Source organism: Enterococcus sp. AMC1086 (assembly GCF_058216575.1).
The window spans coordinates 1,204,824-1,218,914 of sequence record NZ_CM177100.1 but is presented as its reverse complement, the minus strand read 5'-3'; the positions used below and the strand labels follow the sequence as shown (position 1 = coordinate 1,218,914).

Below are 14,091 nucleotides of genomic sequence, written 5' to 3'. Positions count from 1 at the left end.
ATACAACAAGTAAGTGATGGCTTCAAAAATCATGATTAGACTGCAAAAAGAGTATTGTAAATTCAACATCTGTCTATTCTGAAAAAACCATCACTATTTTTGACTTTGACTAACTCTTTTATCGTGCAAAATAACCAGAGCAGTAGATCATAATCTTCTTTGATCTACTACTCTGGTTTATTTTTTATTTCAAGTCTTGGCCATTTGTTTCAATTACTTGTTTGTACCAATTAAATGATTTTTTCTCATAGCGATTCATTGTACCTTCACCGTTATCATCTAAATCTACATAGATAAAACCATAACGTTTACTCATTTCACCTGTTGAAGCACTTACTAAATCAATACAGCCCCAAGGTGTGTAGCCCATTAAATCCACACCATCTTTAATCGCATCTGACATGGCTTCAATATGACGGCGTAAATAGTCGATTCGGTAGTCATCTGCCACATAAAAGTTTTCATCAACTTTATCGATTGCACCTAAGCCATTTTCAACGATGAATAATGGTTTTTGATAGCGATCATATAATTCATTCAACGCAATTCTCAATCCTTCAGGATCGATCTGCCAGCCCCATTCACTTGCTTCTAAAAATGGATTGCGTACACCGCCTAATAAGTTTCCAGTCACAGTATCTTCTTCTTCAGCTGTTTCATTGACGGCCGAAGACATATAATAACTAAAACCAATATAATCGACTGCATATTTTTTCATTAATTCTAAATCATCAGCTCCGATTTCTAACTCAGAAACGCCATACTTATCAAACATGCGTTGTTGATATGCTGGATACTCACCACGCACTTGAGCGTCTGTGCAATAGAAATTGAATTCTTGATTGTGTTCTAATGTTGCCATTTGGTTGACTGGATTTGCATCAATACTGTACGTTGTTGCATAAATGATCATACAACCGATTTGCATATCTGGATTGATTTCATGACCGATTTTAACGGCTTTAGCGCTAGCTACAAATTGGTTATGCCATGCTTGGAAGATATTTTGATAATCATCAGCGCCAGTTGCTTTGACCATTCCTTGACTTAACGCTGGGAAATGGAAGGCAGAATTGATTTCGTTGAATGTCATCCAATATTTCACTTTTTTACCATAACGAGTTAAGACAACTGTTGCATAGTTTTCAAAGAAGTCGATCATTTTACGATTTTTCCAACCGCCGTATTCTTTAGCTAAATGTAACGGCATTTCATAATGTGAGATTGTAATCACAGGTTCGATCCCCTGTTTCAAACACTCGTCGATCACTTGGTCATAAAACTTCAACCCAGCTTCATTTGGTGTCGTTTCATCACCTTTAGGGAAAATTCTAGCCCAAGCGATTGAGAAACGATAACATTTGAATCCCATTTTGGCAAATAACGCAATATCTTCTTTAAAACGACTGTAATGATCGATACCGCGATGATTTGGATAAATGAATTTGTCCTCATCGATTTCCCAATTGAACGTATCACTCCCTAAGATTTGAAACCGTTGTTTACCTCCTGGCATTGCATCTGCTACTGACAAACCTTTACCGTCCGTACGATAAGCACCTTCTAATTGATTGGCTGCAGTTGCACCGCCCCATAAAAATCCCTTTGGAAATACTGTTGTTTTGTTTGACATTTGCAATTCCTCCTAATTTTAGATACATAGCTTGATATCATAGAAATGTTATCGATTCTTTTGATCAACGAACAATTGCCAAGAAATCCTCTCCGTGTAAAACATCGACTTGATCCATGTCCAATACATCTAAATAATCACCACTATTTGTAACAACAACTGGTGTCACAATCGGATGCCCTGCTGCTTTGATTTTTTCAATATCAAATTGAATCAATAAGTCACCTTGTTTTACTTTATCGCCTTGTTTCACTTTTATCTCAAATCCGTCACCATCCATTTCAACAGTGTCCATACCAATGTGCATCAAGACTTCTGCACCATCTTTTGTGGTGATACCGACCGCATGGCCAGTTGGAAATAGTGTTGTGATTTCTCCATCTGCTGGTGCATAAAGCTCCCCTAGTGTTGGCTCAATAGCGATTCCTTTACCTAATGCACCAGATGAGAATACTTGATCTTCTACCTTGTCTAAAGGAATGATTTTTCCCGTAATTGGACTTGTTAAAATAATTTTATCATTTTTTTGACTATTTTGTACGTCTGAGCTCGTGCCGTTCGTTTTTACTGAAGTTTCGCTTCCTGCTTCTGGTTTATCATCGAATTTTAAAATAAAGGTTAAAACAAAGGCAATCACAAAAGCGATCACTGTGCCTATAACTGCTGCAACAAGACCCGATGTATCTTTTGTATCTTGTGGAATGAACCCTGGTAAACTCAATAAGCTAATCAAACCAAATACATAATTTTGAACATGGCTGAAACCAATAAAGGCACCTCCGACTGCACCACCAATACAAGCAGCGATAAATGGTCTTTTAAGTGGTAGTGTTACACCATAAACCGTTGGTTCTGTAATACCAAAGATGGATGTGATCGTTGAAGATAATGCTAAACCTTTCAGTTTTACATTTTTTGTCATAAAGAAGACTGCTAACGCCGCTCCACCTTGTGACAATACAGCTGGTAAAAGCATTGGTGCCATTGTATCTACACCACCACCTGCTGCTGAAAGATTTAATAACATGATCGGAACAAAGCCCCAATGCATTCCAAACATTACAAATACTTGCCATAATCCTCCCATAACTGCACCAGCAATCAACGGACTAACACCATAAATGCTATCGTATCCTTTTCCTAATAGATCACCTAAAATCGTTCCGATCGGGCCAATTGCAATAAACGTAACTGGAGCCATTACAAGAAAAACAGCTAAAGGAACACAAATGATTTGTAAGAAAGAAGGAATCACTTTCTTAAAGAAACGTTCAACATGACTTTGAACATATACAGCTAAAATGATCGGAATAACCGATGACGTGTATGCGCTTGCTCCGATAATCACTGGAATTCCAGCAAAACTTAACGTTTGTCCAGCTAGCGCCGTTATACTTGGATGAACGAGTGCCATTGCTAAACAGACAGCTAAAAACTCATTTGTTTTGAATTTTTTCGCTGCAGTAAAAGCTAAAAGAATCGGTAGGAACGTGAAAATTCCGTCTGCTATTGCAAAAAGAACAACATAAACACCAGATTCAGCAGTTAGCCAATCTAATGTAACAGCAAGTGTTAAAAAACCTTTTAAAACCCCAGCTCCTGCCATTGCACCTAAGAAAGGTGTGAATATAGAAGAAATAATATCGATTAACTGATTAAAAATATTGCCTTTAGGTCCTTCATCTTTTGCAGAATCATCATCGCCTAAACCACTATGTGCCATTAATTCTTTATACACATCGCTAACATGGCTGCCAATCACGACTTGATATTGACCACCGCTTTGAACTACTTGAATGACATCTGGATCTTGATTCAGTTTTTCAGTATCTGCCTTGCCCTCATTTTTTAATTTGAAACGTAGTCGAGTCGCACAATGGACGACGCTATTCACATTCTCTTCTCCACCGACAAGCGTTAAGACACGCTCAGCAATTTCTTGATTTTTACTCATTTTATGTACCCCTTTTCCTTAATTTTATATATAAAAAAACCTAAACTGAAAAAACAATGATTTTCTATACTTAAAAAATAAATATAGATCAATCGTTTGTTTTTTCAATCTAGGTTTTGCCTGCTAAACAGTAACAATCCGCTTCGATTGAAAATTAAATTTTTGATAGATAATATAAATACTACATTTTTTTCTCTCCAGCTACTCGCTGAATATGAATAGTCAAATAAATCTGTTCTGCTTTATCGATCGGTTTTTGGTATTTTTTAACTAGATAATCATCGATCCTTTGTACTGATTGAAATGCTTTAGGATATTTACTTTGAATCAACTCGTAAAGAAAATCATCTTCTTCATCGTGTGCTTCATTTTGTAGATAACGTTGGGCAAAATATTGCAAATGTGTCACGATCCTTTGATAATTCAATGAATCTTCATCAAATAGCTTACCAAAATAACGGCTGATGATCGTTAAGATATCTCGCACCATTTCAGTAGCAGACATCGTCACTTCCATATTGCCATTGGCCTGTTCACTGTTGACAATGTGAAATGCAATAAAACCTGCTTCACTTTCCGAAAAATCAATGTTCAGTTTTTCCTTGATCAACGCTACGCCTTTTCGAGCTATAGCATATTCTTTAGGATAAAACTTTTTCGTTTCAAACATCAATGGATTAGGCATTTCAAGCCCTTCTTTGGCTCTCATAATGGCGTAATGCACGTGATCAGTCAACGTTAGGTAGATGTTAGATGAAAGTTCGATTCCTAAATCCTCTTCGGCCATGTCCACGATTTTTTTAACAATATCTACCTCTTCTAACGGAATATCCGCAAACAACTGCTGAAACTGTCCTGAAGTGATAGAGTCTTTTAGAACAAATTCTTTTTCAATGAACGTTGGATCGATCAAATCACCAATTTTTTTCTGAAATGCAAGTCCTCGACCCATACAGACAATCTCTTCACCTGATTCATTTTTTGTCATGACGACATTGTTGTTTAAAATTTTTTCAATATACATGATGAACCTCACTTTTACAAATACAAATGAAAAAAACCTAGAATCCGTCCAAAATAAAATGGTATGGAAGATTCAGGTTTTGCCTGCCGAACAGTAACAATCCTTATTACATGCACAGCATACCATTATTTTTATTCATTTGCAACCCTTTTCAAAAAAACAAATAAAATTATCCTCTGGGCAATGATTAAGAATTAGCAAAGTCAGATTGCAAACTTTCTGTAAAAGGGGTACAATCTTTCCAATCGTTTAAAAAATATAAATTTCCAAAGGATGAATTCCATGTTTGAATCAATTTCTACACCCGATTTTGAAACACTTTACACTAAAAATGATCTTAATGTCATTGATATTCGTGAAACTGAAAGTTTTCTGCTAGGACATCTAGCGCACTCTATTTCATTGCCCGCAACTATCTTGCCAACTATGTTAAAACAGTTAAATAAAGAAAAAACCTATCATATCATTAGTTATAGTGGACGCCGTTCTGAATCATTGCGTCATTTATGGCCTCTAAAGGTTTTCATGCTGTCCACGTGATTGGTGGAATGAAGCAACTATCAACTGCTTCTTAGTTGGAAAAAACAGGTATTCAATAGTTGAATAGTTGTTTTTTTTATAGAATTTAAGTAAAAACATTGCTTTTCTTACTTTTTATTAGTAAAATAGTTTTTGTTTATAAATAATGATACTTAGGTATTCAAAGGAGATTTTATATGTCAAAATTACTTGTTGTTAAAGCACACCCACTTACTAAAGAGGAATCTCGTTCTGTCCGCGCATTAGAAACCTTTTTAGAAAGTTATCAAGCTCAAAATCCAGCAGATGAGGTCGATGTTCTTGATGTCTATGCCGATTTCGTTCCTGAGATCGATGAAGAGTTACTTTCTGGATGGGGTGCATTACGCACTGGTACTGATTTTACTGCTTTAAATGAAAGCCAACAAACAAAAATTGCACGTTTCAATGAATTGACAGATCAATTCTTAGGTGCTGACAAAGTAGTTATCGCGAATGCTTTATGGAATTTAAATGTTCCGACGCGCTTAAAGGCATGGGTTGATACTATCAACGTTGCTGGGAAAACGTTTAAATATACTGAAGAAGGTCCTAAACCTTTGACTAACGGTAAAAAAGCCTTACACATTCAATCAAATGGTGGTTTTTATGAAGGACAAGATTTTGCTTCTCAATATGTTAAAGGAATTTTAAACTTCATTGGTGTTGCTGAAGTTGATCAATTATTTATCGAAGGAATCGATCATCAGCCTGACAAAGCCGAAGAATTGTTAGGTGCAGCAATGGATCAAGCGACAAATTTAGGAAAAACATTTTAAGAATACGAAAAAGTCTAGAACATAACTTTACGAGTTATGTCCTAGACTTAAGTAATCTGAATAAACGGTTGGAACAGAAGTAATCCTTTCGGAGATAATCTGTTCCAACCTCTTTTTTTATTCAGGTTTTTGTAGTTCTTCTTCTTCGTGGTATAAACTCGAAACATCCTTATACCATTCAAATATATGTGTAATTAGCACCTTAACTGCGGCGTAAACAGGAATACCAAGAATGACACCCACAACACCGAATAACTTTCCAGACGTCAACAGCACAACTAAAATCGTCACAGGATGAATATCTAATTGGCTCCCTAACACTAACGGTGAAATCACACGACCTTCTATTGTCTGTTCGATAACAAACACCACTAATACTTTAACTAATAAGACTGGACCACCCACAATTCCCAAAAAGACAGCTGGTACCATTGCTAGAAATGAGCCTAAATACGGAATCAAATTCAGAAAACCTGCTGTAATCCCCAAGGTAATAGCATAATCTAAACCGATAAAGGAAAAGCCTAAAATAAACATTACTGCTACGGCAAAAGCAACAGTTAATTGGCCACGAATATAAGAAGAAACTTGGGAATTGACTTCTCCTAATACTTTCAACGTAGGCTTGCGCATTTTATTCGGCAAAAACTTCATCAAATAAGGAGCTAATTGTTTACCGTCTTTTAAAAGATAGAACAATATAAATGGCATTGTGATGATCGCTACTACAACTGTTGCAACCGCTCCAACAAAACTTCCCAAACCTTGTACTGTAAACGTAGAAATATTACGAATAATATCTCCTAATGAGCTACTCAACTTGTCCCCCATATCTTCTAACTGCGTTCGAAACTGGGCGAAAAAAGGATTACTTAAAATCTCTTGCATTTTTTGATCGATCGTATCAATATATTGAGGAAAATGATTCCCGAAACTAATGGTCTGTTCTTGGATTTTTGGAACGATCACTACAAGTCCCCAGATGATCAACGCAATCACAATGATAAATAGACCGATAATACTCCAAACGCGAGGTACTTGTTTTTTTTCCAGATAATCGACGACTGGATTCATTAAGTAATATAAAATGCCGGCCATGATCATCGGTAGACCAACAACACCGATGAACTGCCAAAGTGGCTTAAATAAATACGAAACCTTTGTAAAAACGAATAGGATCAACAAAATCAATAAAACAATCAATAATGTGGTCACAACTTGATTATTTAAAAACCAACGCCAAAACCAAGAAAGTCGCTTCTCTTTATTTTTCTCTTGTTCCATTCACTCACACTCCACGTGATATATATTCTATTGTTGATCCAACCTTGATTATTGGAAAATCATCTGGAGTAAGGTACAAGCCATTCACAATTGCATCATCTGCAGGCCTATCACCAAAAACCAAAGTCACATGTGCGATGCTATTTAAGTTATCGTTTGCAAAAGCCCCCACGTGATTAATCGTATATTCTTGTTCATCGATCTTTAATAGGTCTCCTTGTTTCATTTCTATAGATTGGTTTTCTTGAAATTTTTGAATCACAGAATACTCTTTTAACCCCTCTGTGGCGCTCTCACCAAAAAGTATGATCATTGGTTCTTTTTCGTCTAATGCTCGAGCACCAATTTCAGTAACTATTGCTTTCATATACTTATCGCTCCTTCTGCAATTATTCACTCTTTATTATAACATATAACTTTTTTTCTTAGTTGATAATGTAGACTTTGTAAGCTACAAAAAAGACGAACAAGAAATTCAAGCATCTTGTTCATCTTGTCGCTTATAAAAAATATATCGTCCTCATTCACTACTTATCCTAATATCGTTACAGAAACTTGTCTCCTCCCCCAATTAATACACTGAGAGACGTCTGAGAAATGAAGATCGATAATGTTTCCTTTTATTGCACCACCTGTATCGCTGGCAATTGCTTCTCCATATCCTTCAACATATAATTTCGTACCTAACGGAATTACACTAGGATCAACAGCGATAGCCATCGGATCTACATATAGATCTTGTCCCATTGCGGTCAAATTCCCTCCACCAATAAATCCCTCATTACAGGAATAAGCTGTTGCTTCCATCATCATTGTTTGCTCTTTTTCTTTGGCTTTTTCAATTTTTTCTTTTTCTTCTTTTTCTTTTTCTATTTCTTTATTTAAAATATCAGTTTTTACTTGTTTAAAGGCTTCATTTTCCGTCACTGAATAAATCAGCGAGCTTGATAAATTTTGTGCTGTTTTTTTCCGATACAACTGTATAGTTACTTAATCCATTACTATCATTGTTTTTATTTTCTACTGCATATACTGGTATTATTGATCCTGTAATAAAACAAGTAACAATAAACAAAATGGCCGTCCATTTTCTCTTCATTAAATAGTTTCCCCCTAAAATTCGTACGAAAGTTATCATATCACGCCACGAATGTTCAATGGTTACCATTTAATTAAAACTACGTTACAGACTGTTAGAAACCATTCTAAGGATTGTTACATTGGAAATAAAAGAAAATCTCATTTTTATTTTACATTCTTTCAATTTTTTTATTACAAGAAACATTAGATTACAGAATAGTAACAACTGCAAATATAAAAATGAATAAAAAAAATAATCCAAACAGAAATACAGTTTGGATTATTTTGGCTCTATACTTTTTGATATTGGTGAACAATCACCGGCATCTTTTTTAATGCAAAATAATAGAAAAGACACCCTGATATCCTTTAGAATTAAGTCGTCTAAAACCAATCAAAAGGGGAAATCAAGATGTCCTATACAAATCTTATCAAAGAAACCTTAGATATTCTAGACTTAAACATTACTTTTAATGAAAATTCTTTAAAAAAAGAACGCATTAAAGGACGGATCTGCCAGGAGTTTTCTGGTACGTTGGACTATTTAGCGCACTCCTGTCCTCATTGTGGTGCCCATGAAGACGGATCGATTATTCGTTGGAGCTTTACAACCTGTCTGATTTTACTGAATGATGTTTCTGAATACCAAACATACTTACGCTTGAAGAAACGTCGTTTCTTCTGCCATTCTTGTGATAGAACTTTTGTCGCTGAAACAAGTCTTATCGAAAAGTGTTGCTCGATCTCTAAGAAAGTTAAGCTTTCGATTGCCGAGCGTCTACGAAACACTTCGTCTATGACCGAAATTGCCCGTCAAAAGAAGGTCTCTGTTTCCTCTGTTTATCGCGTATTGAAACAGTTTTACGAACCCCTAAAAATCAATCGACTCATCTTGCCAGAAGTTCTTTGTTTTGATGAATTTAAATCAGTGAAACAAGTCGCTGCCTCTATGAGTTTCATTATGATGGATGGACAAACAACGCAATTACTCGATGTCGTTGAAAACCGCCAGTTGCCTTTTTTAGAACGCTATTTCTCACGATTTTCTTTATCTGTTCGTGAAGGTGTAAAATACATTGTTTGCGATATGTATGCGCCTTATTTTTCTTTAATTAAGAAACTATTTCCCAAGTCTCAGATTGTTCTTGATCGCTTTCATATTGTGCAACACATTGGGCGAACGTTCTTAAAACACCGCATTCAACGAATGAATACCTTTCTCCATCAAGGATCTGTAGAAGCAAAAAAATACCGTCACTTGAAGAAATACTGGAAACTACTTCAAAAGAATCAATCGAAGCTCCATTTTGAAAAACGCCAATGGCGTCCTTCCTTCCGTGCTTATTTAACAGAAACCGAACTCGTGGATCGATTACTTGCCTATGATGAAGAATTAAAAGCTGGCTATACCTGTTATCAGGATTTTCTCTATGCCATACAAACAAGAGATTACACACGGTTTCACGTGTTATTAGAACAAGATTATTCTAGGCTTCCAGCTTATTATCAAACAACAATTACTACCTTTAAAAAAGTTCAAACGGGCATTAAAAATGCGTTGGATTTGCCTTATTCCAACGGACCGTTAGAATGCTTGAATAACCATATCAAAGTATTAAAGAGAAATGCCTAGGGCTTCCGTAACTTCTATAATTTTAAATTGAGAATTACTTTATGCTTTGGGTCTGTTCTTTTTCAACCAAATAGAAAAACCTAGAGGCATTTCCCTCTAGGCTTCATCATTGATTTAATTCGGCTCTATACTTTCTGATGTTGGTGAGAAATCACCGGCATCTTTTTTTAATGCAAAATAATAGAAAAGACATCTCGATATCCTTTAGAATTAAGTCGACTAAAACCAATTAAAAGGAGGAAATCAAGATGTCTTACACCAATCTTATCAAAAATACCTTAGATATTCTAGACTTAAACATTACTTTTACTGAAAATTCTTTAGAAAAAGAACGCATTAAGGGACGAATTTGTCAGGTATTTTCTGGTACATTAGACTATTTAGCCCACTCCTGTCTTCATTGTGGAGAGAAAGAAAAAGGAAAGATTATTCGTTGGGGCTATACGACTTGTCTTATTTTAATGAACGATGTGTCTGAGTATCAAACGTATTTACGCTTGAAGAAACGCCGTTTCTTCTGTTATTCCTGTGAAAGAACGTTCGTCGCTGAAACAAGTCTGATCCAAAAAGGGTGTTCGATTTCTAAGAAAGTGAAGCTATCCATTGCCGATCGATTAAGAAAGGTCACGTCTATGAGTGAGATTGCGCGTCAAAAGAAGGTCTCTGTTTCTTCTGTCTATCGCGTCTTGAAACAATTTTATGAACCGAAAAAAATCAATCGCCTGACCTTGCCTGAAGTCCTTTGTTTTGATGAATTTAAATCGGTTAAACAGGTCGCTGCTTCTATGAGTTTTATCATGATGGATGGTCAAACAAAGCAGTTAATTGATGTCATTGAAAACCGTCAATTGTCCTTTTTACAACGTTATTTTTCACGATTCTCTTTGTCTGTTCGTGAACGTGTAAAATATATCGTTTGTGATATGTACGCTCCTTATTTTTCTCTCGTCAAAAAATTGTTTCCTATGGCTCAGATTATTCTCGATCGCTTTCACATTGTCCAACACATTGGACGAACCTTTTTAAAACACCGCATTCAACGAATGAATCTGTTTCTCCAGAAAGGAACTGTAGAGGCAAAAAAATATCGACACTTGAAGAAGTACTGGAAACTTCTTCAAAAGAACCAATCGAAGCTCGATTTTGAAAAACGCCAATGGCGTCCTTCTTTCCGCACCTATTTAACAGAAACAGAACTCGTTGATCGACTCCTTGCATATGATGAGGAGTTAAAATCTGGTTACACCTGTTATCAGAACGTTCTTTATGCGGTACAAACACGAGACTACACAAGATTCCACTCGCTATTAGAACAAGATTGTTCTGGACTTCCCGTCTATTACCAAACAGTTTTTTCTACCTTTAAGAAAGTTCAAAATGAAATTAAGCATGCTCTAGAATTATCCTATTCCAATGGCCCATTGGAATGCTTGAACAACCATATCAAAGTGTTAAAGAGAAATGCGTATGGGTTTCGTAACTTTTATAACTTTAAATTGAGAATTGCTTTATGTTTTGGTAACGTTCTTTTTCAGCCGAATAGAAAAACCTAGAGGTATTTTCCTCTAGGCCTTACAATAATTGATTTAATTCTTTGGATTTTCTTCACCAACATTAGTTGACAAAGAGCCATTATTTTTACACTAAACACTTATTTAAAAAAGTCTAGAATATGAGTCCAAATTTCTTCTTTGAACACATCTTTTGGATTTCCTCCACCAATTACTCCATAACCGATCATTGTTCCGGCAACAAATAAAATAATCACTAAGGCAATCACTACTAAAACTTTCAACAAAGTCACTATAATATAGCGTGTCGAACTCATATCTATTTCCCCTTTTAGCTAACTGTTGACATTTTCTTTTCTGTCGCTTTTTCGTCGTTTACTCGTTCCACTTTAGCTCCTAATTTTTGAAGTTTTTTATGGAATTTATAGTAGCCGCGATCTAAATATTCTAAGTGTGATACACGAGTTATACCTTGGGCACGTAATCCAACTAAGATCAATGCAGCAGCAGCGCGTAAATCTGTTGCTTCTACAGCAGCACCTTGCAATGCTTGACTACCATTGATAATAGCAATATTACCATCCATTTTTACATCGGCATTCATTCGTTGCATCTCTTCTAAATGTTGGAAACGATTTTCAAAGACAGTCTCAGTTACAACACTTGAACCATCTGCCACCATTTGGATCGCAGTCATTTGAGCTTGCATATCCGTTGGAAAACCAGGATGCGGCATTGTTTTGACATCAGTGGGTTTGATCACTTTAGGTCCAACAACACGTAAACCGCCTCTTTCTTCACGAATCACAGCACCCATTTCAGTCAATTTAGAAATAAGCGGACGATTATGTTCTGGAATTGCTTCTTCGATCAGAACATCTCCTTCAGTCATTGCAGCTGCAACCATGAATGTTCCTGCTTCAATACGGTCTTGAACAATCGAATGTTCAACTGCATGAAGTTTTTCCACTCCTTCGATACGCATCATTTCAGTACCAGCTCCGACGATTTTAGCACCCATCTTGTTAAGGACATTAGCTAAATCAACGATTTCAGGTTCTCTAGCAACGTTTTCAATTACTGTCATACCTTTAGCTTTAACTGCCGCCATCATGATATTTTGAGTAGCACCTACGCTTGGAAAGTCTAAATAAATCGTATTTCCGATCAATTCATCGGCGATGGCTTCAATATAGCCATTTTTTTGAATGATTTTAGCACCTAATGCTTGGAAGCCTTTTAAGTGTAAGTCAATTGGACGTTTGCCAATTGCACAGCCACCAGGCATCGCAACTTTTGCATGACCATTACGCGCTAATAGAGGACCCATAACAACGATTGATGCTCTCATTTGGCTGACATACTCGTAATTTGCTTCGATGCCTAAAGGTTGTGTTGCATCTATCGTGACTTGGTTTTCTTCTTCATTAAATTCAATATCTACATTTAAGTGTTTGATTACTTGGTTCATTGTAAAAACGTCTGAAAGAATTGGTACATTATTTAATGTTGTTGTTCCTTCTTCTGCTAAAAGGGTTGCTGCTAAAATTGGCAATACTGCATTTTTAGCCCCTTCGATTTTCACAGTTCCTTTTAATTGGTTACCACCATGAACAATGATCTGTTCCATTTTGTTCCCCCCAAAAAAGTTAGAATTGGATGCTTCGCTCCAAAATCTTTTCTATTATACCACTAATTACCAACAAATAGTATCTTTTCTTTTTATTCATCATCCTTATGGGAAAAATACAATAAATAAGTTACGGCACAATGCAAGAAACTCTAAGAAAAATGAACTTGCAGTGAAACCAATAACAATTGAAAAAAGAACAATCAATAAGCGAACTTGAGAGGTTTGATGCATCTTAAAAAATTGCTCTACTCGAATAGATTGCATCGCCCAAAAACTAACGTATATAAACATTATATGACTGATGATTCGAACTAATGCATCAATACCAAAAAATTGCATAAATTGATCTCCTTAATTTAAAAGCGTAATGGGCTAATTTAGTCACAACTGACTTATTTCTAAAGCCACATACATAATTGCATAAATATAGTTTATCATAGATTGTCTCAAACAAAAAATAAAGATTCTCGATTCTCATAAAATTAATATATGTATACTGATTTGACTTACAATAAAAGATAGAGTTTAAGACAAAAGTATTTTTTACTTTTGTCTCACCCTCCACTATTTTACGTATGTTTTGACACGTTGATTCGATTGATTGCTCGATGAAGTGCGACTGTTGCACGACGTAATTCATCAGAGTTTTCATTTTCTTTCGCTTTTTCAATCATGCGTTCAGCTCGTTTCTTAGCACGTTCTGCGCGGCTTACATCGATATCTCGTTCACGTTCTGCGCTATCAGCAATGATTGACACAACATTATCACGGACCTCCATAATACCACCGTTCACAGCAATCCAATCGGTATGTTCATTCGTGTCGATTCTTTTTACACGAACTTCATCTATTGCTAAAGGAACAATGATCGGGGCATGTTTAGGTAAGATACCTATTTCGCCATCTGTTGTTTTTGCAACAACGATAGTTGCATGATGATCATAGACTAACCCATTAGGAGTAACCACATTGACAGTTAAATAATCCATTTTTGTGTCTCCT

General features: G+C 35.9%; 13 protein-coding genes and 2 pseudogenes. 4 read left to right on the top strand and 11 right to left on the bottom strand.

Features of this window, described 5'->3' with window-relative positions:
- Positions 1 to 184 precede the first annotated feature (184 nt).
- From AC4BC4_RS05690 to licT, 3 genes are all read right to left on the bottom strand, one after another.
- Complete coding sequence (locus AC4BC4_RS05690; protein WP_490477050.1) at positions 185 to 1,633, bottom strand: glycoside hydrolase family 1 protein; 1,449 nt, start codon at positions 1,631 to 1,633, stop codon at positions 185 to 187.
- Positions 1,634 to 1,697: 64 nt separating this feature from the next.
- Positions 1,698 to 3,587 carry a beta-glucoside-specific PTS transporter subunit IIABC gene (locus tag AC4BC4_RS05685; RefSeq protein ID WP_490477049.1) on the bottom strand — a complete coding sequence of 630 codons (1,890 nt, stop codon included), beginning with the start codon at positions 3,585 to 3,587 and terminating at the stop codon, positions 1,698 to 1,700.
- 181 nt (positions 3,588 to 3,768) lie between these two features.
- Entirely contained in the window at positions 3,769 to 4,611 is an 843-nt protein-coding gene (gene licT / locus AC4BC4_RS05680) for a BglG family transcription antiterminator LicT (RefSeq protein WP_438756434.1), read from the bottom strand.
- A 273-nt stretch (positions 4,612 to 4,884) separates the two neighbouring features.
- On the opposite strand from licT, the gene AC4BC4_RS05675 reads away from it, so the two are divergent.
- On the top strand, positions 4,885 to 5,151 hold the full coding sequence (locus AC4BC4_RS05675; protein WP_490477048.1) for a rhodanese-like domain-containing protein: 267 nt from the start codon (positions 4,885 to 4,887) through the stop codon (positions 5,149 to 5,151).
- Positions 5,152 to 5,327: 176 nt separating this feature from the next.
- Positions 5,328 to 5,948, top strand: a complete 621-nt coding sequence (locus AC4BC4_RS05670; protein ID WP_438756436.1) for an FMN-dependent NADH-azoreductase — start codon at positions 5,328 to 5,330, stop codon at positions 5,946 to 5,948.
- A 117-nt stretch (positions 5,949 to 6,065) separates the two neighbouring features.
- On the opposite strand, the gene AC4BC4_RS05665 is transcribed toward AC4BC4_RS05670, so the two are convergent.
- The 4 genes and pseudogenes from AC4BC4_RS05665 to AC4BC4_RS05650 form a co-directional block, all read right to left on the bottom strand.
- The gene (locus tag AC4BC4_RS05665; RefSeq protein ID WP_490477047.1) at positions 6,066 to 7,232 is read right to left on the bottom strand and encodes an AI-2E family transporter; all 1,167 of its coding nucleotides are present in this window, start codon (positions 7,230 to 7,232) and stop codon (positions 6,066 to 6,068) included.
- Positions 7,233 to 7,236: 4 nt separating this feature from the next.
- Positions 7,237 to 7,599, bottom strand: a complete 363-nt coding sequence (locus tag AC4BC4_RS05660; RefSeq protein WP_438756438.1) for a PTS glucitol/sorbitol transporter subunit IIA — start codon at positions 7,597 to 7,599, stop codon at positions 7,237 to 7,239.
- 164 nt (positions 7,600 to 7,763) lie between these two features.
- Positions 7,764 to 8,048, bottom strand: a pseudogene (locus tag AC4BC4_RS05655) (3D domain-containing protein); the annotation flags it as partial.
- Positions 8,049 to 8,145: 97 nt separating this feature from the next.
- Complete coding sequence (locus tag AC4BC4_RS05650; protein WP_490477046.1) at positions 8,146 to 8,331, bottom strand: hypothetical protein; 186 nt, start codon at positions 8,329 to 8,331, stop codon at positions 8,146 to 8,148.
- 393 nt (positions 8,332 to 8,724) lie between these two features.
- Here AC4BC4_RS05650 and AC4BC4_RS05645 point away from each other — a divergent pair.
- Together AC4BC4_RS05645 and AC4BC4_RS05640 are read left to right on the top strand one after the other, a co-directional pair.
- Positions 8,725 to 10,029, top strand: a pseudogene (locus AC4BC4_RS05645) (ISL3 family transposase).
- Between the two features lie 164 nt (positions 10,030 to 10,193).
- On the top strand, positions 10,194 to 11,498 hold the full coding sequence (locus AC4BC4_RS05640; RefSeq protein ID WP_438755906.1) for an ISL3 family transposase: 1,305 nt from the start codon (positions 10,194 to 10,196) through the stop codon (positions 11,496 to 11,498).
- A 98-nt stretch (positions 11,499 to 11,596) separates the two neighbouring features.
- Here the strand turns inward: AC4BC4_RS05640 and AC4BC4_RS05635 are convergent, their stop codons facing one another.
- The 4 genes from AC4BC4_RS05635 to AC4BC4_RS05620 all read right to left on the bottom strand — a co-directional run bounded on the left by AC4BC4_RS05635 (position 11,597) and on the right by AC4BC4_RS05620 (position 14,078).
- Positions 11,597 to 11,773 carry a DNA-directed RNA polymerase subunit beta gene (locus AC4BC4_RS05635; protein ID WP_069639825.1) on the bottom strand — a complete coding sequence of 59 codons (177 nt, stop codon included), beginning with the start codon at positions 11,771 to 11,773 and terminating at the stop codon, positions 11,597 to 11,599.
- Between the two features lie 14 nt (positions 11,774 to 11,787).
- Positions 11,788 to 13,086, bottom strand: a complete 1,299-nt coding sequence (gene murA / locus AC4BC4_RS05630) for a UDP-N-acetylglucosamine 1-carboxyvinyltransferase (protein ID WP_438756440.1) — start codon at positions 13,084 to 13,086, stop codon at positions 11,788 to 11,790.
- A gap of 105 nt (positions 13,087 to 13,191) precedes the next feature.
- Positions 13,192 to 13,428, bottom strand: a complete 237-nt coding sequence (locus AC4BC4_RS05625) for a DUF1146 family protein (protein ID WP_490477045.1) — start codon at positions 13,426 to 13,428, stop codon at positions 13,192 to 13,194.
- A gap of 230 nt (positions 13,429 to 13,658) precedes the next feature.
- On the bottom strand, positions 13,659 to 14,078 hold the full coding sequence (locus AC4BC4_RS05620; RefSeq protein ID WP_438756442.1) for a F0F1 ATP synthase subunit epsilon: 420 nt from the start codon (positions 14,076 to 14,078) through the stop codon (positions 13,659 to 13,661).
- Between the last annotated feature and the right edge of the window lie 13 nt (positions 14,079 to 14,091).

Coding starts and splice junctions, on each gene's coding strand:
- AC4BC4_RS05650 (WP_490477046.1), bottom strand. CDS start 8,331: ATGAAGAGAAAATGGACGGCCATTTTGTTTATTGTTACTTGTTTTATT.
- AC4BC4_RS05620 (WP_438756442.1), bottom strand. CDS start 14,078: ATGGATTATTTAACTGTCAATGTGGTTACTCCTAATGGGTTAGTCTAT.
- AC4BC4_RS05635 (WP_069639825.1), bottom strand. CDS start 11,773: ATGAGTTCGACACGCTATATTATAGTGACTTTGTTGAAAGTTTTAGTA.
- AC4BC4_RS05640 (WP_438755906.1), top strand. CDS start 10,194: ATGTCTTACACCAATCTTATCAAAAATACCTTAGATATTCTAGACTTA.
- AC4BC4_RS05690 (WP_490477050.1), bottom strand. CDS start 1,633: ATGTCAAACAAAACAACAGTATTTCCAAAGGGATTTTTATGGGGCGGT.
- AC4BC4_RS05665 (WP_490477047.1), bottom strand. CDS start 7,232: ATGGAACAAGAGAAAAATAAAGAGAAGCGACTTTCTTGGTTTTGGCGT.
- AC4BC4_RS05685 (WP_490477049.1), bottom strand. CDS start 3,587: ATGAGTAAAAATCAAGAAATTGCTGAGCGTGTCTTAACGCTTGTCGGT.
- AC4BC4_RS05675 (WP_490477048.1), top strand. CDS start 4,885: ATGAATTCCATGTTTGAATCAATTTCTACACCCGATTTTGAAACACTT.
- AC4BC4_RS05670 (WP_438756436.1), top strand. CDS start 5,328: ATGTCAAAATTACTTGTTGTTAAAGCACACCCACTTACTAAAGAGGAA.
- AC4BC4_RS05625 (WP_490477045.1), bottom strand. CDS start 13,428: ATGCAATTTTTTGGTATTGATGCATTAGTTCGAATCATCAGTCATATA.
- murA (WP_438756440.1), bottom strand. CDS start 13,086: ATGGAACAGATCATTGTTCATGGTGGTAACCAATTAAAAGGAACTGTG.
- licT (WP_438756434.1), bottom strand. CDS start 4,611: ATGTATATTGAAAAAATTTTAAACAACAATGTCGTCATGACAAAAAAT.
- AC4BC4_RS05660 (WP_438756438.1), bottom strand. CDS start 7,599: ATGAAAGCAATAGTTACTGAAATTGGTGCTCGAGCATTAGACGAAAAA.